At 51.9% G+C, this 18,461-nt stretch carries 17 protein-coding genes; 1 reads left to right on the top strand and 16 read right to left on the bottom strand.

Annotated features, from left to right (window positions below):
* Window positions 1-84 precede the first annotated feature (84 nt).
* The 5 genes from Q0577_RS19400 to Q0577_RS19380 all read right to left on the bottom strand — a co-directional run bounded on the left by Q0577_RS19400 (window position 85) and on the right by Q0577_RS19380 (window position 5,166).
* Window positions 85-2,220 (bottom strand): molybdopterin cofactor-binding domain-containing protein, encoded by a 2,136-nt coding sequence (locus tag Q0577_RS19400; protein WP_298739218.1) that lies wholly within the window; start codon window positions 2,218-2,220, stop codon window positions 85-87.
* Between the two features lie 11 nt (window positions 2,221-2,231).
* Window positions 2,232-2,696 (bottom strand): (2Fe-2S)-binding protein, encoded by a 465-nt coding sequence (locus tag Q0577_RS19395; RefSeq protein WP_298739217.1) that lies wholly within the window; start codon window positions 2,694-2,696, stop codon window positions 2,232-2,234.
* Between the two features lie 106 nt (window positions 2,697-2,802).
* Entirely contained in the window at window positions 2,803-3,543 is a 741-nt protein-coding gene (locus Q0577_RS19390) for a 3-oxoacyl-ACP reductase family protein (RefSeq protein ID WP_298739215.1), read from the bottom strand.
* Between the two features lie 109 nt (window positions 3,544-3,652).
* The gene (locus tag Q0577_RS19385; RefSeq protein ID WP_298739214.1) at window positions 3,653-4,231 is read right to left on the bottom strand and encodes a TetR/AcrR family transcriptional regulator; all 579 of its coding nucleotides are present in this window, start codon (window positions 4,229-4,231) and stop codon (window positions 3,653-3,655) included.
* A 101-nt stretch (window positions 4,232-4,332) separates the two neighbouring features.
* Window positions 4,333-5,166, bottom strand: coding sequence for an aminotransferase class IV (locus Q0577_RS19380; protein WP_298739213.1), 834 nt, complete (start codon window positions 5,164-5,166; stop codon window positions 4,333-4,335).
* 128 nt (window positions 5,167-5,294) lie between these two features.
* On the opposite strand from Q0577_RS19380, the gene Q0577_RS19375 reads away from it, so the two are divergent.
* Window positions 5,295-7,076 carry a long-chain fatty acid--CoA ligase gene (locus Q0577_RS19375; protein ID WP_298739212.1) on the top strand — a complete coding sequence of 594 codons (1,782 nt, stop codon included), beginning with the start codon at window positions 5,295-5,297 and terminating at the stop codon, window positions 7,074-7,076.
* A gap of 22 nt (window positions 7,077-7,098) precedes the next feature.
* Here Q0577_RS19375 and dinB read toward each other — a convergent pair whose 3' ends face one another.
* The 11 genes from dinB to Q0577_RS19320 all read right to left on the bottom strand — a co-directional run bounded on the left by dinB (window position 7,099) and on the right by Q0577_RS19320 (window position 18,455).
* On the bottom strand, window positions 7,099-8,199 hold the full coding sequence (dinB, locus tag Q0577_RS19370; RefSeq protein ID WP_298739211.1) for a DNA polymerase IV: 1,101 nt from the start codon (window positions 8,197-8,199) through the stop codon (window positions 7,099-7,101).
* 54 nt (window positions 8,200-8,253) lie between these two features.
* Window positions 8,254-9,519, bottom strand: a complete 1,266-nt coding sequence (locus tag Q0577_RS19365; RefSeq protein WP_298739210.1) for a hypothetical protein — start codon at window positions 9,517-9,519, stop codon at window positions 8,254-8,256.
* Complete coding sequence (locus Q0577_RS19360; RefSeq protein WP_298739209.1) at window positions 9,516-9,929, bottom strand: hypothetical protein; 414 nt, start codon at window positions 9,927-9,929, stop codon at window positions 9,516-9,518. Before Q0577_RS19360 ends, Q0577_RS19365 begins: the two co-directional genes overlap by 4 nt.
* 30 nt (window positions 9,930-9,959) lie before the next feature.
* On the bottom strand, window positions 9,960-10,886 hold the full coding sequence (locus tag Q0577_RS19355) for a hypothetical protein (protein WP_298739208.1): 927 nt from the start codon (window positions 10,884-10,886) through the stop codon (window positions 9,960-9,962).
* 3 nt (window positions 10,887-10,889) lie between these two features.
* Window positions 10,890-11,867, bottom strand: coding sequence for a hypothetical protein (locus tag Q0577_RS19350; RefSeq protein ID WP_298739206.1), 978 nt, complete (start codon window positions 11,865-11,867; stop codon window positions 10,890-10,892).
* 200 nt (window positions 11,868-12,067) lie between these two features.
* A complete protein-coding gene (locus Q0577_RS19345) occupies window positions 12,068-12,325 on the bottom strand; it encodes a hypothetical protein (RefSeq protein ID WP_298739205.1) in 258 nt (85 codons plus the stop codon).
* A 21-nt stretch (window positions 12,326-12,346) separates the two neighbouring features.
* A complete protein-coding gene (locus Q0577_RS19340) occupies window positions 12,347-12,772 on the bottom strand; it encodes a hypothetical protein (RefSeq protein WP_298739203.1) in 426 nt (141 codons plus the stop codon).
* 267 nt (window positions 12,773-13,039) lie between these two features.
* Window positions 13,040-14,239, bottom strand: a complete 1,200-nt coding sequence (locus Q0577_RS19335; protein WP_298739202.1) for a hypothetical protein — start codon at window positions 14,237-14,239, stop codon at window positions 13,040-13,042.
* Window positions 14,240-14,274: 35 nt separating this feature from the next.
* On the bottom strand, window positions 14,275-15,540 hold the full coding sequence (locus Q0577_RS19330; RefSeq protein ID WP_298739201.1) for a hypothetical protein: 1,266 nt from the start codon (window positions 15,538-15,540) through the stop codon (window positions 14,275-14,277).
* A 49-nt stretch (window positions 15,541-15,589) separates the two neighbouring features.
* On the bottom strand, window positions 15,590-16,675 hold the full coding sequence (locus Q0577_RS19325) for a glycosyltransferase (RefSeq protein WP_298739200.1): 1,086 nt from the start codon (window positions 16,673-16,675) through the stop codon (window positions 15,590-15,592).
* Between the two features lies 1 nt (window position 16,676).
* Window positions 16,677-18,455: an FISUMP domain-containing protein gene (locus Q0577_RS19320; protein ID WP_298739199.1), complete on the bottom strand. Its 1,779-nt coding sequence runs from the start codon at window positions 18,453-18,455 to the stop codon at window positions 16,677-16,679.
* Window positions 18,456-18,461 lie beyond the last annotated feature (6 nt).

Genomic DNA, 18,461 nt, shown 5'->3' with positions numbered 1-18,461 from the left:
AGCTGTTAGCGCACAGCGTTATATATCCGTATGCACAACGTCAAATATAACACTTTCAGCCATTACAATAGCTAACACTTAACCTCACACTTCCGCCTTCCTTTCCATGGTGAAAACGTTTCCTGTGTTCATGAACGGCTGAGACCTCAGTCTTCGTCCGGTAGCGGCAAAAATGGCATTGGCCACTGCCGCTCCTACCGGCGGCAGACCGGGTTCTCCCAGGCCGGTGGGCGCTTCGTTGTTACGGATAAACTGGATCTCTACCGCTGGCGCCTCCTGCATGCGTATCAGGCGGTAGCGGTCATAGTTGGATTGATCAGGTTTGCCTTTGGTGAGGGTAAGCTCGCCGTACAGGGCATGTCCCAGGCCATCAATCATGGAGCCTTCTACCTGGTTCTCGGCGCCGCTCATGTTGATCACGGTGCCGCAATCCACTGCGCAATAGATCTTGCTGATCTTCAGTTGCCCGTTCACGTTAGTGATCTCGGCCACCTGCGCTACATAGGTTTTGAAGGAGTAATGCGCGCCAATGCCCTGGTAAACCCCTTGCGGTTTGGGTTGGCCCCATCCTGCCATTTCCGCTGCTTTTTTGATCACGGCGGCGTAACGGTCAGGATCATAATCACATTGACCCACCGGTTTAGCCTTGGCCTGCTCCAGCAGTTCCAGGCGGAAAGCAACGGGGTCTTTGCCCAGCTGATGGGCAATGTCGTCTATGAAAGACTCTTCGGCAAATGCAATATAATTGTGAATGGGCGCTCTCCATGGACCGGTAGTAACGGGCGATTTATAATCATGTACATCCACCTGCAGGTTTTCTACGGCGCCGGCGGGGAAATTGTTCTCCCTGGCAGTGCTGCCGGAAATGCCTACGGAATGGTGGTGCCAGGCGATCAGTTTATTGCTGGCGTCTACCGCTGCCTTGTATTTGTACAAAGCCATCGGGCGATAGTAGCCGCCGCTCATATCATCTTCCCTTCTCCAGACCACGTTTACCGGCGCTTTGGCCAGCTGTGAAATGGCCACTGCCTCTTCCACGAAATCGGTCATCAGTCTTCTGCCAAAGCCGCCACCCATGCGGGTCATACTTACCCTGATCTTCTCTTTGGGTATCTTGAATTTCTCGGCGATGGTATTACGGGCTCTGTCAGGCAGCTGGATGGGACCATGCAGTTCCACGCTGTCTGCTTTAACATCCGCAAAGAAGTTCATGGGCTCCATGGTATTATGCGGAATGAAGGGACATTCAAAAGTAGCTTCGAATGTTCTGGCGGCCGATGCAAACGCTTTTTTGATATTGCCGTCCTTCCGTTTGGATTCCTTCGGCAATTTCTCCAGCGCTTTAACAAAATTGGCTTTATAATCTGCGGTGCTTTCCAGTTTGCCGTCATCCTGCCACTCGGCTTTGATGGCCCTGGCAGCATGCATCACTTCCCAGGTGCTTCGGCCCAGCACAGCGATCTTGTTATCAAAAGACACCACGTTGCTTACACCCGGCATTTTACGGGCTTCGCTGTCGTCAAAGCTTTTCAGTGTTTGTCCGAATGCCGGCGGACGAACAACCGTGGCATACAGCATACCTTCGCGTTTGGTATCGATCCCGAATTTTTGTTTACCGGTAACGATCGCTTTCATGTCAACATTGGTGGTGCGGGTGCCGATGATCTTATAGGCATTCGGCTCCTTGAACTTGACATCGGTGGGCACCGGCAGGGTGGCGGCTTTTTCTGCCAGCTCGCCGTAGCCGATCTTTTTGCCGCTGGCTTTATGCAGTACCATACCACCTGCTGTGGTACAGGTGGCCGGGTCTACCTGCCATTGCGCTGCTGCGGCATTCACCAGCATCTGGCGGCCGGTGGCGCCGGCGGTGCGGAAGGGTTCCCAGCTTTCGCGTACGGAGCCGCTGCCACCTGCCACCTGGCGTTTAAACTTATCAGTGTCCAGTGGCGCCTGTTCAACGATCACATTTTTCCAGTCTACGTCCAGTTCTTCCGCTACGATCATGGGCAGGGATGTTTTCACGCCCTGTCCTATTTCGGGGTTGGGCGCCATGATGGTCACCAGGCCATCGGTCCCTATCTTGATGAAAGCATTCAATGTTTGCATGGCTGCTTCCGCCCCGCCGCTGCCCGCCGGGTTACAGGAGCTTAACCATTCCAGGCCCAATACCAGGCCACCACCTGCCGTGATTCCGATCTTCAGAAAGTTGCGTCTGTTCATAGTGGATATACTCATGACTTACCTCCTTTCGCAGCCAGGTGAATGGCTTTCTTGATACGGTTATAGGTGCCGCAACGGCAAATGTTGCCAGACATGAGGTTGTCAATGTCCTGGTCTGTAGGTTGCGGTTTTTCTTTCAATAAAGCGGCAGCCGTCATGATCTGGCCCGCCTGGCAGTAACCGCATTGCGGTACATCCATTTCTTCCCAGGCAAGCTGCAGGGGATGATCTCCCTTATCAGAAAGACCTTCGATGGTCACTACCTTTTGTCCGTTCACCGACGAAACCGGTATGGAGCAGGAACGAACGGGATTGCCATCCAGGTGCACGGTACAGGCGCCGCATTGCGCAATACCGCATCCGTACTTGGTGCCGGTGAGGCCGGCAAAATCACGGATCACCCATAACAACGGCATCTGAGGATCCACATCTACTTTGAAATCCTCATTGTTGATGGTTAAATTAAAGACAGCCATAAGCGGGTTGCTATTGTGGTTAGATAATTTCCTGTTTCTAACGTGATCAAACATTAGAAATATACCACATTATTCCGCTATGGCTGTCTTTTATTTGATGAACGGCTTAAGCATTCAGGCCTCCGTCAACCGTTACTTCGGTACCGGTAAAAGAACGGCCTTCTTCACTGGCCAGCAGGGCTACCACAGCGGCAATACCTGCAGGCTCGCCGTATTCGGGAATAGCCATAAAGCTGCGCACAAAATCGGAGTGCGGGCCATCTACAGGATTCATATCTGTAGTGGTAGCGCCGGGCTGCACCAGGTTTACGGTGATCTTCTTACTGCCAAGGTCGCGCGCCAGGCCTTTGGTAAAGCCTATCAGGGCAGATTTTGTCATGGAATACAAGGTCATGCCGGGGGCAAATACCCTCTCAGCAAGATTGCTGCCGATGGTCACGATCCTGCCGCCTTCGGGCATATGACGCAGCACGGCCTGGCTGGCTACATATACGGCCCTAACGTTCACGGCTACCAGCCGGTCAAAATCTTCCAGTACATGCTCTTCAAAAGGCTTGGCAATCCAGATACCGGCACTGTTAACGAGTATGTCTATACGCCCAAAAGTGGCGGCGGTTTTATCTACCGCAGCAATTACCGCCTCCGGCTTTTCATTGTCTGCAGCAATAGCCAGGCCCTTTACGCCTAGGGCTTCTACTTCTTTTACCACCGCCTGTGCTTTTTCAGCAGCGCTTACATAAGTAAATGCCACATTAGCGCCTTCTTCGGCCAGACGTTTTACGATAGCAGCGCCAATTCCGCGGCTGCCGCCCGTTACCAGGGCTACTTTGTTTGTCAGACGTTTCATAGATTAATTTAAATGTTTGTATATATTAGAGAATAGTTTGCCAATGAGGCTTCTAACAAGCCCCTCATTACAGAACGTTCATTCCAAAATTGCTCCTAAAAAAAGGTGATTACTGTTTTATCACCTCAATCAGGAATTCCGTCATTTGCTGTACCAGCTTCCTGTTGCCGGAGAGGATATTGGCCTGCCACAGCCCGCTGAAATTCGCTACAATATAATTTGCCAGTACCACCGGGTCCCTGTCTTTACTGATCTCGCCGGCTGCCTGCGCTTTGCGGAGCAGCTCTTCAAACACCTTCGCCAGTCTTACACCGTCTTTCTTCAACAGCTCCCGCACTTCTTTATCGTATTCTCCCAGCTCAAACGCAGACTTCGTTGCCATACAGGCTTTGCCATCTTCAATGGTGCGCTCCAATGCCCTGCGGATAATACATTCCACCGAACGTATGGGCGACTCTACTCCCGCTGCTGATCTTTTATAATCTTCCTGTTTTCCTGTGGCATAATTGGCGAGGCATTGTACGAACAATGCATGCTTATCGCCATAAGTATCGTAGATGCTGGCCCTGTTCAACTGCATCGCCTCTACCAGGTCCTGCATGGACGTAGCATGATACCCCTTCTCCCAAAACAGGTCACGGGCCTTTTCCAATCTTTCCCCCGGATCAAACGCTTTGTTTCGTGCCATGATAGATAAAATTCCAAATACCCGGAACTAAATTCCAAACAATTGTCTGGCGTCCTGGCAGTACAAAGATAGCATTTCAGAACGATTGTTCCAAATAGATTTTATGCTTCGTCGTTATAGATGAGATCGTCCAGCTCCATGTTTAACATGGTGGTGATGTTTCCAGGCTCCCCATCGCCAATCGCTCTCCCATCCAGCTGAACCACCGGTAGTATATGTTTGGTAGTGCTGGTAATGAATGCTTCCCTGGCCTGGTACACTTCTTCCAGCGTCAGCTCCCGTTCTTCCACCTTGAACTGTTTGCACGCTATTTCCAGGGTCTTCATCCGTATAATCCCTTTCAGCGGTTGAGAGGACGTTACTACCGTATCATTGCCGGTGACGATGAAGAAATTAGCGCGCGGGCATTCAGACACCAGCCCGTTATACTGATACAGCACATCATCCGCCCCTTTCTCCCTGATCAATGGCTGCAGCCAGATGGCCATCAGGTAATCCAGCGATTTTACCTGCGGCATCTGCCGCTGATGCGGATAGCTGATCAAACGCAGTCCTCTCCTGAATTGCTCCCTGTCGGGCAGCTGCAGGGGCTGTTGAGTAATAACCAGGTTGGGGCGTGTAATGCTGTAACCATCCGGCGAATAACCTCCCGTAAGTGTGATCCGGATACCCGCGTTCGCTATATTGTTCTGCGCTGCCAGTTCCCTGATCACTTCCCGCAGCTGATCGCGGTCTTTGCCCGGGGCCAGGCGCATCTGCTCAGCAGAATGATAGAAGCGGTCCAGGTGTTCATCCAGGAACACCGGCAAATGATCCAGGGTCTTGAAGAAATCGAAAATGCCATATCCGCGCTGAATGGCCAGGTCGCTTATCTGTAGTGCTGCCTGTGAAGCAGGCAGGAAAGTATCGTTGATGTAAACAATCGGGTCGCTCACGTTGATTATTATTTGCGTCTACAATATAATACAGCATCCTCATATTTTGTGTTTCAACCGGCGCGCCTGTGCTCCGGCCAATTGTCGGAAAAATTGAATAACTTGCTGTTAACCCATATTCCGCTGTTATGCTTGATCCCAAAAGACTATTCGACTGTATACCCTATCAGCTTGAGCACAACCCGCTACCGGATATGCTGGCCGCCAAAGAGCAGGGCGTATGGAGAACTTACACCACACAGGAAGTAAAAGATATTGTAGACAAACTGAGCGCCGGGCTCCTCAAAACAGGGGTCAGCGGTAACGACATGACGCCCGAGGGGCGCGATAAGATCGCCATCCTCTGCAGGAATCAGCCCGAATGGATCATGCTTGACCTGGCGGTACAACGTATCGGCGCCGTTCTGGTGCCCATCTATCCAACCATCCATCTGCATGAGCTGACCTTTATCCTGCAGGACGCCAAAGTGAAAATGATATTCACGCAGGACGATGTTCTGTTTGAAAAGATAGCCGGCATCCGCGATCAGCTGTTCCATTTACAGGAGGTCTATACCTTCGAAATGGTAGCCGGCGCCCCGCACTGGAGCAGTCTCCTCGCACTGGCAGATGCAGAGAGTATTAACCGCGCCGACGCCATTGCTGAAACTATAGGCGCAGAGCAGCTGGCCACTATCATCTATACTTCCGGCACTACCGGTACACCAAAAGGGGTAATGCTTTCACACCGCAATATTATCAGCAATATCCTGAACTGCCTGCCCTCCTTCCCGCCGGGATATCCTTTAAGGGCCATCAGTTTTCTGCCACTCAATCATATTTTTGAACGGATGGTCACTTATCTCTACCTGTTCAAGGGCATCCCGGTGTACTATACAGAAAGCCTGGAAAGCATTGGCGATAACCTGAAGGAGGTGCGCCCGCACCTGTTTACCACTGTTCCGCGCCTGCTCGAAAAAGTATACGACCGTATAATGGACAAGGGCGCTACGCTGCGCGGCATAAAAAAAGCCCTGTTCTATTGGGCTCACGACCTCGCTACCCGGTTCGAAATCAACAAAAGGCAGCCTTTACTGTACCGCCTGCAGCTGTCACTCGCCAATGCTTTGGTGTTCAGCAAATGGCGGGCAGCCCTGGGCGGCAGCATCAAATGCATCGTTACCGGCGGCGCCGCCTGCCAGGTACGCCTGATCCGCATCTTCACCGCTGCCCGCATCGTGATCATGGAAGGCTACGGCCTCACTGAAACATCGCCGGTGATCAGTGTAAACCGTTTCGAAGAGAAAGATCGTATGTTCGGCACCGTTGGCCCGCTGATTCCGAACCTTGCCGTAAAGATCGCAGACGATGGAGAGATCCTTTGTAAAGGCGACAATGTGATGATGGGCTACTATCGCCGTCCCGATCTCACAGCAGAGGTGATCATAGATGGCTGGTACCACACCGGCGATATCGGCGCCTTCCTGGACGGCCGCTTCCTGAAGATCACCGACCGTAAAAAGGAGATGTTCAAAACCAGCGGCGGCAAATACGTGGCCCCGCTCCCTATAGAGCACCGATTAAAAGAAAGCGCTTTCATTGAACAGGTAATGGTGCTGGGGGCCAACCGTAAATTCACCGCGGCGCTGATCGTGCCGGTATTCCTCGTGCTGCGGGAATGGGCTAAAAGACAGGGCATTCGCGCCAACACACCCGAAGCCCTGGTGCAGGACCCTGAGGTACGGCATTTTTACAAAACCATCGTGGACGAGTATAACCGGGAATTCAGCCAGGTAGAACAGGTGAAGAAATTTGAACTGCTGCCGCACAGCTGGAACATTGAAGGCGGCGAGCTAACGCCTAAATTAAGTCTGCGCAGGGCGGTGATCCTGGAAAAGTATGCGAAGGAGATCGATGGGATCTATAATTGAATGGCACTGTTCTTTGCTATGTTTAAAACAGCTCCAGCTGCCAGGCGCCCCTGTCCCTCCCGCTTTCCGGCTGTATCTCCCCGAAATTGGAGAGCCCCACCCCCAGCAGGCGTATCTTTTTGTCTTCCGGCTCCGTGGCGGCCAGCAGCTGTTTGGCAATGGTGCGAATGGTTTCCAGGTCATTCACCGGCTGCGGTAAAGAATGGTTCCGGGTGATCTGTTTAAAATCGCTGTATTTTATTTTTATAGTGATGGTTCTGCCTTTCAGGTTGTATTTTTTCAGGCGTTCATGTACCACCAGGGAGATCTTGTCTATCTCTGCGTTCATCTCCTCCAGGCTGGTAAGATCATAAGGAAAAGTATCCTCCGCGCTGAGCGATTTCGTTTCCCGGTGCGGCTCTACTTCCCGGTTGTCTATCCCCCGCACAATCCTGTAATAGAAACGGCCGGTCTTGCCAAAATGCTGCACGAGGTCTGATTCTGCCAGCTTTTTCAGATCAGCGCCGGTGAACAGCCCCATGCGTTTCATTTTATCGGCGGTAACTTTGCCTACGCCATGGAATTTCTCTACCGGCAGCTGCTCCATAAACGCCTCGATCGCAGAAGGCCCGATGAAGGTGAGGCCGTCCGGCTTCTGTATGTCAGAAGCGATCTTGGCTACAAACTTGTTAATGGAAACACCTGCAGAAGCGGTAAGGTGCAGCTCATCTTTGATCGCCTGCTTGATCAGTTTAGCGATCTCAATAGCGGAGCCGATGTTTTGTTTATCGGTAGTGACATCCAGGTAGGCCTCATCCAGCGATAAGGGCTCGATCAGGTCCGTGTAGCGGTGAAAGATCTCGCGGATATGCCTGGATACCTCTTTGTATACTTCAAACCTCGGACGTACGAAAATGGCCTGCGGGCAAAGCTGCTGCGCCCTTTTAGATGGCATGGCAGAGCGTACACCAAATTTACGTGCTTCATAACTGGCTGTGGCTACCACCCCTCCCCGGCCTTCCGGAGAACCACCCACTACAATGGGCTTGCCGCGCAGATCAGGGTTGTCACGCTGCTCGATGGATGCATAAAATGCGTCCATGTCAATGTGGATGATCTTGCGGATGGGCGTTTCGTTTGACATTAAAAGGCGGTTCCTCGGGCAAAGATAAGGGAGGCGGGGAAATTGGATCCTCTCCTATTTAAGCAACCCAAAATTAACACCACCTATCGCCAGTATCTCATTGGGCCTTGTATAACTCCGTGTAGTTCCATCAAACTGCGACCCAAAGCTCAACCGCAAAGTAATATTCTCTTTAATGGTATAACTGAAATTTCCCACCCAGGTATACGTCCAGCGGGAATCCACGCCTGCCGGCGCTTCCGACGCATGCCGGAACACCCCTTCAAAGCCCACATTCCAGTCGTTCCGGTTAAACTGCAGCTTGGCGCCAAAATCCAGGTAATTGGCTTCATCGACCCGGCTGGTGTTCCATATATAGCGCAACACCCCCAGGATATCGAGCGACTGTATCGTAGCCGGATCCTTATCCGTACCCAGGTCTATGCGGTAAGAAGGTGTAAGCCATATACCGCTTTTGGCATACACGCTGCTATCCCAGGCGTTGCCCTGCATCAGCGTCACTCCTGCATAGGCAAATTCAAGTATAAAGCCGTCCCTGGCAAAAGGTGTTTTACGGGTATTGATCTTATTCAGGACCTGTTCCTTTTCTTTGCTCAGTGTATCCATTTCCGATGCCAGTAACGTATCCAGTTCGGTCTTGTCCTGCACGGCAGCGATCTTCCCCTTGTAGATGGTCAGTTCATTCAACAGCCAGGGCTTCATATGGTCCGGGATATCCTTCTTGGCCAGCAGGGTGGCCACGCTGATATCAAAGGCCTGGGTAACATCCTGGTAGCTGAACACATGTGCTTCATCACTTATTGTTCTTTGCAGCACATTCGCAAAAAGCTCGATCATCTCCGCCCTGGCCCACAGCTTGAAATCATTACGCGTTCTTTTATTCACGGTTCCGGGAAACAAGGTGACCCGCACCCCGTAGCCAAGTCCCGTTCCCTTGTGCAGGTTACCAAATTTGGCCGTATCCGTAGCGGAAGTTGCAATAGACAACGCGAAGTTCTTCTTAATCGCCGGCCATAGCTTATCTGAAAAATAATCGTTGGCAATAAAGCTGTACTTATTTTGCGGCGCTTTCTTATTCCAGTTAAACGGATTGGTCTCAACGGCAAAATTGGGCTGTATAGAGCCATTCACCTGGGCCGTCTGCAGGCTGGCCGCGAAATCGCGGGGCGTAGAAGGGCGCTGGATATTGGTGGGATGTACCCCCAGCAATACAAAAGCCGGACTGGTAGTCAGCTCCAGTTGTTTCAGCTGTGGCTCCTGGGCCCGCAGGCTCAGGGTAAAAAGGAAGAACAAAATACATGCAATGCTGGCTACTCTCATTGTTCCTGCAGAAATTTGATCCGGAAAATAAATACAGAATTGGCAGATGGGCTTTTTTTATCGTTCAGCTCAAACTCCTCCAGCAGGTTATCGCCGGCTTCTATCGTGAGCTTGCAGTTAACAGGCACCCTGGAACCGTTGCCTTCTCCTTCGCCGGTCTTTATCTTACTGGCATTCACCTCCACTTCCAGCGTGCGGTCATAGAGTTTCCTGGCGTGATTGAGCGGATGATCGGTAAATATCACGTCTGCTATCTCGATCTTTAAACACTGGATAATGGAATGACCGGCAATACTGATCATATCATTTTCCGGCGTCACTTCTGCAGACAAAAATATCTTCGTACTATCAAATTGGGCAGGTATTATCAGATCTTTAAACTTACCGTTATTGAAAAGGTATTTAGCCATATCCTGGATGATTATTTTTAAACCCGCATGTCAGCCCCATATCCAGCAGCCAAACTTCTTAAACCGGCTGCTGTCTTCCCACCAGTTCAGCGCTGTAAAATACTTCTTATTTTTTGCACCTGCCTGGGATTGTAAAGGCGATACCACGCTGCTGCCATTCCGTTTGGCGCTGTGCAGATCATTTTCCGGCACTACGGCCACAATATGCCCGGGATTGCTCATATTAATGCGCTGTGCTACAATGATTCCGAGCTTTCCTTTATTCACTTCGTTCTGCAGTATGGTCAGGTCAAACAAACGTTGCCAGCCGAAAGATACGCCATATTGATCAAACCAGTTACAGATACGGTTGGCCGTATACTCCGTTATGTTCTGGTCATACTTTGGTGTAAGGGTCTGGCCCTGCTGCAGCTGCACAATGGCTTCTGCCGTCCACCATACCCGGGGAAGATAAGCCCCCAGGCAATACGCTACATCATAAGCATAAATGTTGCAGAAGGTGCTGCCTTCTCCCGGTGCATAACGGGCGCTGTGTTCCACATCCAGGTAATCCAGCAGATTGTGTACGGCGGCGCATTTTTCTGCCGCTCCCTGTACCTGGTCAAGCGCTACCTTTAACAGGCCCGGCTCATTCAGCGGATAGGCCCTGCCATGTACCTGCTTCCGACTGATTTTGCGGTCGCCGGGCGGATAATGAACAGCAGGTATGGCATTGACCACAGGCGCGGGCGCTTCGTCGGGAAACCCCAGCGCGGTGGATTGCAGGTATTTTCGCGAAGCAAAGCCCTGCGCCAGTGTTTTGCCTAACATCACTTTTACCTTCAGCCAGCCGGGCGCTTCTTCCCCGTTCAGGCCTTCCACCACTGTATCGGGAGGCATCACGGCTATTACATTGCCCTTGACAATGGCGGGCTGATTACGCAGGTTCAGGAAATCTGTGGTGATAAAGTTGTTCATACACTATTCTTTTACAACGGGTTGTTCACCATTTACATGATCAGGAGCATCCGTTACGATATCTTCTTCCGTCAGGGTATCTGCTGCAGGCTCCTGTACACCGTTCCCCACTCCATTTGTTGCAGCGCCTTTAACCGCCAGCGGGAATGTCTTTGCCTCTTTCTCCTTTTCAAACTGTACGGAAAGGGTCAGGGATTCCCTGTCTTTCCATTCATCCGGCAGCGTATAGGGGAAACTGATATTATCCGGCTTAATATCCAGTGCGGCCGTCACCGGTTGTCCTTCAATAGTGATCGTGGCTTTTTCTTTGTCCAGGTGACTCCCTGCAAGGGTGATGTTTACTGCTTTGCCGGGCTCCAGTGGGTCTGCCGTTACGCTCAACACTTTCGGCAGATTGTTCTCCAGCGCATCCGGGCGTTCTTCTTTTGGTTTCAGCAGCACATCAAACACCTCTTTGAGCTTCAGCGTAGTACGGTCTGTAAATAAACCGGCCAGCAGGGAGAGCGTCATCAGGCCGTAGATGTTGATGTTGGAGCTGGCATCGCTCATGTTCAGGAAGCCGCCCCTGAAAACAAAGTACATGGCAATAGCCAGTGCGGCCGCAGAAAAAGGCTTGACACAATACCACAGCGTCCAGCTTTTCCTGAACTTGCCTGATCCTACATAGGTGGTAAAAGAGGCAGCGATGTAGATCATGTTGCCCAGGAAGCCGCCAAAGGCCACGAGTATTAGCAGCAGGGTGTTAATATGCACCCCGGTTGTGCTTTCTGTTTGCAGCTTTACATCAAACCATTTATAGGAATAAAAGGCATGCACGTCATCTCCCGGCTTGGGCATCTGGTCGGGCCAGTGCCCAACTATGTACAGTGCACTACCCAGTGTAAACAGGATAAGAATCAGACCGGCCCAGAATTTCCCGGCGGGCGTAATTTCGTTACCATTATGGTCGTGGTAAACGGGGGCTTTGTAGGGAACTAGCATACGTGTATTTTTTGCTATGGTGATTAGGGATGAATACGTTTTAACGCTCGATCAGACAACGACAATAACTACGAACAGATCTATGCTTTCAATCAGTCGCTCAATAAAAATGGCTAAAAATCACCGTGATGAAGTTATTTGGAGCTAACATCAGGGTTCATGCGCATTATATAGCCGAAGATAACAAAAATATGGCAGACTTACTGCTGTGAACGCCCCGCATCTTTATCTATCGCCTGTTGCAAGGCCTGGACAAAGGGCCTGTCTGCTTCGTCAAATTGTTCTGACAGCCAGCCTTTCTTTGTATTCCAGGTCAGGAGGAAATTGTGCAGCCTGGGATGATCATCCACAATCACCGTATAAACTATCTCCTGCACCTGGTCTGCGCCCTGTCCCAGGAACGCGGTATTACTGAAGTACCGCCCTGCATAACCCATTATAGCTGAAAATTGTTTCATGCCTGCCTGCTTTTACCATGCTTACCGGCGGGCCGCCGCTTTCTTTTTCTTTAGCCGGGCCGTTACCCACTCTTTGCGGTGTATCCATTTTTCCAGCACCGGGTTATCGTCTATTACAATGCCCTTCTTATCCATTAAACCAAGGCTTTTTGCCAGCGATTTGGCCACCCTGGCCGCCTTCCTGTTTGCCTGCAGCCATTCTTTCTGCTCCTGGCGGTGGTGGGTATCAAATGCCTGCAAGGCAAGGTTGATGATCTTCAGTTCGCCGGCATAATCCTTTTGCTTCCTGTGGAGGATCATGAGCCGCTGCCAGGCGGTTGCTGCAAGGGGATCGCTATTCACTGCCTGTTTATACAAGGCCAGGGCGGTATCGATATCTTCCTGCAGTTCGGCCTCGCGGGCGGCTGTCATTAGCTGGCGGGGGGATATTTTCTTTCTGACTGGCATGCTACTTTAACTCCAATCGTCATGCCAAGCCATGCAGCACAACAGTAAAGCACGCTGTTTACAATACAAATTTCCCCTGTTTGCTTATACTACCCTACGGGATTTTTCCCGTATTTACCAGATTTGTTTAATTTTCCCTTTCGTTCCTCCCTCATAACAACGTGCACTTCAAAAAAATGTGAACCATTCAGCGGTCATCGTGGAAATGGATGACAATTCCCCTGCCCGTTAACATTTAAACCCAGCCCATGCAATTGAACAACTTTCTTACTCCTTATCCAGCACAATCACGGCCGGCTGCCCCTCCTTAGCACCCTGCTGTCCCCGGGGACCTTCATTCCCCGGAACACCACCTCCTCCCCTCGAGCCTCTCGAATGGTGCTTACCTTCCCGTCCGCCATCTCCACCCTCTCCTTTTTCACCGCCCGGACCGCCGGTAGCTCCTATCCCTGCAGGCGCAGCAAATCTGTGGGTAATGATCTTAGCGGCTTCCTCAGCCGGAACTTTGATCACTATATTGCCATTGGCATCCGTACCATTCCCGCCGCTCCCACCGGTGCCGCCTCTTCCGCCATCGCCTCCGTTGCCGCCATTCCCGCCATTGGTGCCGTCGCAACCACAGGTAACACCGTCGCCGCCAACGCCGCCCCGGCCTCCTTTTCCACCGGTACCGCCTATACCGCCTGCACCACCGGTACCCGACCTGGTCATGATGTGCAACTGCTGAGTGCTGCCGCCTATACTTTTCCCGATCATGATGGAGGCTGCTAGACTTGGAAGCCCGTCTCCACCTGGACTCCCGGTTCCGCCAGTAGCTCCTCTTTGCCCGGTTTCTCCCCTTTTACCCGGTTCAGCATTGCACTGTCCGTTGACGCCGGGTCCTCCTACGCCACCCTCATTACCGGCACTTCCCGTGCAGCCCGTGGCGCCCGTTGCACCCAGGATATTGATATCATACATGCTCTGCGTTTTGGCGCTGCCATTCCGTTCTATGACATCTGCATAGAAGGTAAGCGCGGTATTATGAATGACGATGTACCCGCCATCCTCCAGTGTCAGCTTCCCGATATTCAGGACAACCGGGCCCTTGTCTGTCAGATCCCATTTCTCTGTAATCCGCTGGTCGGGATAGGAAGCAGCTTTGACCTCAAATGGGAACAAATGTTTCGTCCGCTGCCTGTCAAGATCTGATAAAGGATCATTTCCGTAAATGAAGCGCTGCACCCTGTTAAGGATAGCCGTTTCGCTGCCGTCATCCTCTGCGGGAGACACCAGCTTATCGCCAAAAAGATCCCGCAGTCTTTTTTCTCTTAATACCGGTTCTGTAACATCTCCGCCAAGTACTTCCTTCAATCTGTCGATATCAGGGATCATCAGGGAGGAAATGATCGCCTGCCCGCCTTTCAAGGCTTCAACAGAATGGCCCAAACGTTCTGCCCGTTCATAAAAGTTGAGTGTAGTTGCCATAATTGATCGTATTCAATTTTTTAAATTAGCTGCTATTAAACCTGGCCGTTAAGCAATATCACTGCCGCCGGGCGGCTTCTGCCCGGCATACCGTTGCTGCCGGGATCACCATGCGCCGCGCTGATTCCATCCGGGCCTATACCGCCTCTTCCGCCCCTGCCGCCGGCGCCGCCGCGCCCCGCTTCGGCAGGCAATGCCGTCCTGGTGACCTTATGCATGTCAGCCTCCGGCACGGTGATATAAATGTTGGAGGATAGCCCGCCGTTGCCTCCGTTACCGCCCTTACCGCCATCGCCTCCCTTACCGCCATGTCCATTTGCACCGCGTGGTAACAGCCCCCTGATCAGGGTATGCCCGGGTGCCCCCACACCACCGTTGCCGCCATCGCCGCCGTTGCCGCCATTACCGCCGTCCCCTCCTTTTCCGGCTTGTGTAAAAACAGTCAGCCTTCCTTCCACCTGGCGAAAAGTCAGCTCCGCCAGTTTAGCCATCCCGCCATTGCGGCCTTTCGCCCCGTTGTGGCCCGGCCCGCCATCTTCGCCGTTTTCTCCGTTCATCTCTGCAGGGTCCAGTTCAGCTTGCAGCCTGTAACCCAGCAGCGTTCGTTCTACCACTGCTTCCCGGCCATTATTACCGTTACGCCCATTACGCCCCGCCATTCCATGCGCACCATCGTGAGGCCCATAGCCAAAGTCTACGGAGAAAGGCGTTGGCAGTATCCCGATATGATAAGCCGCACTGCTGTCTCCATCACCGGGCATACATATCACCCGCTGGCACAGCAGGGAAAAAACATTGCCCCTGACTACCAGCCTGGCCCCGGGCGCTAATATCAAAGTGCCAATGTTCAGCGCTACATACAATTCCTCCATATCGTCCAGGCCCCACACGGCTCCCCTTACACTCACATCCCATGTTTCATCCCGTTTGATCACCTTTGTTAGTACCGATACCACCTTTACATGGAAAGGCATATGCCTGGACAGCCCGTAATGATCCCCTTCCTCCAGGGCCGCGCCTGCAAATGCAAATGCTTCGCCCCTGTCATGCATGCCCTGTCCCAGCCTGCTGCGGGCTGCGATGGCCGGGTTGAAAAAGGTTCGCAGGCGCATCGCCTTTTCCTGTTCGCCGGCGTTACAAAACCATCGGCTGATCTGTACAAGATCATCCACCGTCAAAAACGAAACCGCTTCTTCCCCGTTCATCAGTAAGGCAGTATCATGCCCGAACTGTGATGCCTTGTCCAGGAATGCAGCCAGCTGCACAGGTTGCAATGTATTATCTGCCATCTTGTGATGCATAAGTGTTTATACGTGTAAAAAGATGTTTGCTTTGAGCAGCCGTGTTTATTTATTGATGTGCCGCAACACTCAGTTTTTCCAGCGCCATTTTCCGCCCCCTTTCTGCCGATGCTATCACCCAATCCGGCAGCTGATCCACCAGCAGCACCTCGTTAAAAGCCTTAACTGCCTCGCTTATCCTGCCGGCGCCAAAAGCGCAGACGCCATATTCCAGCTGGAGCAGGTACGTGTAAACAGGCCTGTCTATGAACAGCATATCTGCGGGGTATTGCAGTGAATGTCCTGCATGCGCGGCAAACAGGTAGCCGGTATGAAATTCCTGTCGATCCCGGTAATACCGCACTATCTCGTATACCGGCTCCAAACGCGAAGGCCGGGCGCCATAGGCAGCCAGGTAACCGCTCAATACTTCATTCCAGTCTCTTCCCGCCAGCTGCTTCATTCTCGCAAGCTGGTACATGGCATACCATCTTTCCTCGGCCCATCCTTCGTATCGCAGCCGTTGCTGGTACCAGTAAATGGCAGCTTCATACTGATCCAGGTCTTTATAGGATTGTGCCAGGTAAAAGATGTTCCTGGTATTATCCGGATCCTGCTCCAGGGAGGCGGTGAGCAGTCTTACATCCCGTTCCAGCTTTTCACTTCTCATACCGCCGTCTGCAAAATGTGTGAGCGTCAGCTCCTGTAGGATCTCCCAGCTTCCGGCAGTAGGCGAAAAGATGTACTCATGCGTAACGCCTATATATTTCCAGTCATGCGCAGTTGACACCAGCATTGGCTGGGTATAATCCACATCCCCCTCATACCGTATCTCATAAAAGTCTTTACACAGCCCCTCCTTAAAGGGCGCATGAATATTGGCTACCATGTCTGCATCCATGATCAGGGCATAGTCAGCCTTATGCTTTGCCAACCCGATCACCTGTGTGCGGTTATGCCCGAAGTTTACCCAGGGCACCCGGTGCAGCTCACCGGCCTTACCTTGCATCGCCTGTAAAATGCGGGCGGGCGTATCGTCTTCAGAGCCGGTATCGCAAATGACCCAGTAGTCAATTAAATGCCTGACAGACTGCAGCGCTCTTTCGATCACGTGCGCCTCGTTGCGCACCATCATACAAAGACAAATCGTTCCCATGCTAGAGATCTTTCACATACCTGATGGATAAAGCAAAATCCGGGGGAAGGGTATTCAGCAGGTTCAGCTTCCTGCTGCTGCTGTCAAATCTGGCATAGCAGATATTATGAGCATCCTGCCGGGTACTCGTCCAGTAATACCCGTTGGCATCATCGGTAAAGCTCTTCAGGTTGTCCATATCCCCGCCCATCTGCGCATTAAAGCCACCGGCGCCTGTCATTGCCTTATAGGCATCTGCAGCCGATCCATATACCTGCAGTACATTCTGCCAGTCTTCCAAAGCAGGCAGCCTCCAGCCATCCGGCAGGTTTTGCATAGCGGCCTCCCAGTAGTATAGCCTGCCATATTTGGGCTCGTTGGCAGCATTATTCCCAAGCACAAATGATTTCCCTTCCATGAAGTAATCCAGGTTCCTGGCCATCCATAGCTGGTTCCCGATCTTTACGGCCGGGTATACCTGGTGATCCCGCGGATCTGTAAAGGAATTACTTTGTATAAATACACTGAACTGCAGGCTGTTTAAAAAGCCGCCGTTCCCATCGTATGCCTGGATGGTTACAAAAACAGGCATGCTCTGGGCCACACTGGGGATAGTGACCTTGTAGTGGTCGTATTGCAGCGGGGTACCGGCGGTATAAGTCTTGATATACGGCGTATGCCCCATATAGTTTGTGATCAGCGTGATCCTGTCCACAAAGATCATAGACCAGTTCAGCTGGAAGCTGACCGGCTGCCCGGGCCCATTCACGGTGAACAGCGCCTCCTGGCTGTAAAAATGCTGTATGCCCCTTGTTGGTGGCGGAGGCTGTTTGTTGATATTGAGGATGTGCACAAAATCATTGTAATCCGTCTTATCATCTTTTGAGAAACCGGTAAAGCGGAGGATCATCTGCGTATATCCCAGGGGGTTAGCCGTAACAATATCACTGAACATAAATGACACGTTCGCATTTTCGTCCGTACCCAGCAAACCCGTATTGGTATTGGCAGGTGTCAGCTTCCAGCCCCCAGCCTTGTCTTCATCCGGCCGGGCGCTCCAGTCAAACAATGCCTGGCTCACATAAGGACTGCACCTGATCTGTTCAATGTGTTCCCCCGGAGCCAATGCGCCTGTTGTCTGACCGGCAACAAAAGAGATCTGTATGGCCGCATTTTTGTTCCTGCCCGATGTGGCGCTACCCGTAAACAAAGGGCTGCCTGATTTATTCTTGATATTCAGGAAAAGCTTATTGGCCAGCTTATCCGTATACCCGGGCGATACAAATACTACGCCCTGGTTATCCAGGGAAATATCCAGCAGCTTCCGCAGGTCGGCCTTGCCGTCTACCGGGGGCATGGCCGGTGTTAAAGTAACATGCTGGCTGCCGGGGATATTGTCACCGGCCATATTCACGAAATTGACCGCAATATCTTCCGGCGCCGCCTTGTCATTGGTCTGCGCCCCTTTGATGGTAAACTGCAGGATGGAGTCATTGACCCATGGCTGCTGCGCAGCAGCGTCTATCGTGACCTGCAACGTATAGTCAGTTGCCTTACAGGTCCAGCCGGGCAGGTCTGTTACGGACATCCGGCTGATCTCCGCGCTGGTATAGAAAGATGGCAGCACAATTTCAAAACAGGACGCATGATCACCGGCACTGAATGTAATCTCTTTTCCTGTTCTGTTCGTGAGCTTCACTTTCAGGTCCTGCACCACGCCTACGTAGATCACCGTACTGCCGGTGGCAGTGCTGCACACATCCAGGTCTACCGTTGGTGTGTTATCGTATAATTTCATCATCGGCAC

This window comes from uncultured Chitinophaga sp. (assembly GCF_937898475.1).
Lineage (GTDB): Bacteria > Bacteroidota > Bacteroidia > Chitinophagales > Chitinophagaceae > Chitinophaga.
This window is presented reverse-complemented; position numbering and strand designations above follow the sequence as displayed.

Excerpts from the sequence above, each read along its gene's own strand:
- Q0577_RS19400 (WP_298739218.1), bottom strand. The coding sequence starts at position 2,220 with ATGAACAGACGCAACTTTCTGAAGATCGGAATCACGGCAGGTGGTGGC.
- Q0577_RS19395 (WP_298739217.1), bottom strand. The coding sequence starts at position 2,696 with ATGGCTGTCTTTAATTTAACCATCAACAATGAGGATTTCAAAGTAGAT.
- Q0577_RS19390 (WP_298739215.1), bottom strand. The coding sequence starts at position 3,543 with ATGAAACGTCTGACAAACAAAGTAGCCCTGGTAACGGGCGGCAGCCGC.
- Q0577_RS19385 (WP_298739214.1), bottom strand. The coding sequence starts at position 4,231 with ATGGCACGAAACAAAGCGTTTGATCCGGGGGAAAGATTGGAAAAGGCC.
- Q0577_RS19375 (WP_298739212.1), top strand. The coding sequence starts at position 5,295 with ATGCTTGATCCCAAAAGACTATTCGACTGTATACCCTATCAGCTTGAG.
- dinB (WP_298739211.1), bottom strand. The coding sequence starts at position 8,199 with ATGTCAAACGAAACGCCCATCCGCAAGATCATCCACATTGACATGGAC.
- Q0577_RS19365 (WP_298739210.1), bottom strand. The coding sequence starts at position 9,519 with ATGAGAGTAGCCAGCATTGCATGTATTTTGTTCTTCCTTTTTACCCTG.
- Q0577_RS19360 (WP_298739209.1), bottom strand. The coding sequence starts at position 9,929 with ATGGCTAAATACCTTTTCAATAACGGTAAGTTTAAAGATCTGATAATA.
- Q0577_RS19355 (WP_298739208.1), bottom strand. The coding sequence starts at position 10,886 with ATGAACAACTTTATCACCACAGATTTCCTGAACCTGCGTAATCAGCCC.
- Q0577_RS19350 (WP_298739206.1), bottom strand. The coding sequence starts at position 11,867 with ATGCTAGTTCCCTACAAAGCCCCCGTTTACCACGACCATAATGGTAAC.
- Q0577_RS19345 (WP_298739205.1), bottom strand. The coding sequence starts at position 12,325 with ATGAAACAATTTTCAGCTATAATGGGTTATGCAGGGCGGTACTTCAGT.
- Q0577_RS19340 (WP_298739203.1), bottom strand. The coding sequence starts at position 12,772 with ATGCCAGTCAGAAAGAAAATATCCCCCCGCCAGCTAATGACAGCCGCC.
- Q0577_RS19335 (WP_298739202.1), bottom strand. The coding sequence starts at position 14,239 with ATGGCAACTACACTCAACTTTTATGAACGGGCAGAACGTTTGGGCCAT.
- Q0577_RS19330 (WP_298739201.1), bottom strand. The coding sequence starts at position 15,540 with ATGCATCACAAGATGGCAGATAATACATTGCAACCTGTGCAGCTGGCT.
- Q0577_RS19325 (WP_298739200.1), bottom strand. The coding sequence starts at position 16,675 with ATGGGAACGATTTGTCTTTGTATGATGGTGCGCAACGAGGCGCACGTG.
- Q0577_RS19320 (WP_298739199.1), bottom strand. The coding sequence starts at position 18,455 with ATGATGAAATTATACGATAACACACCAACGGTAGACCTGGATGTGTGC.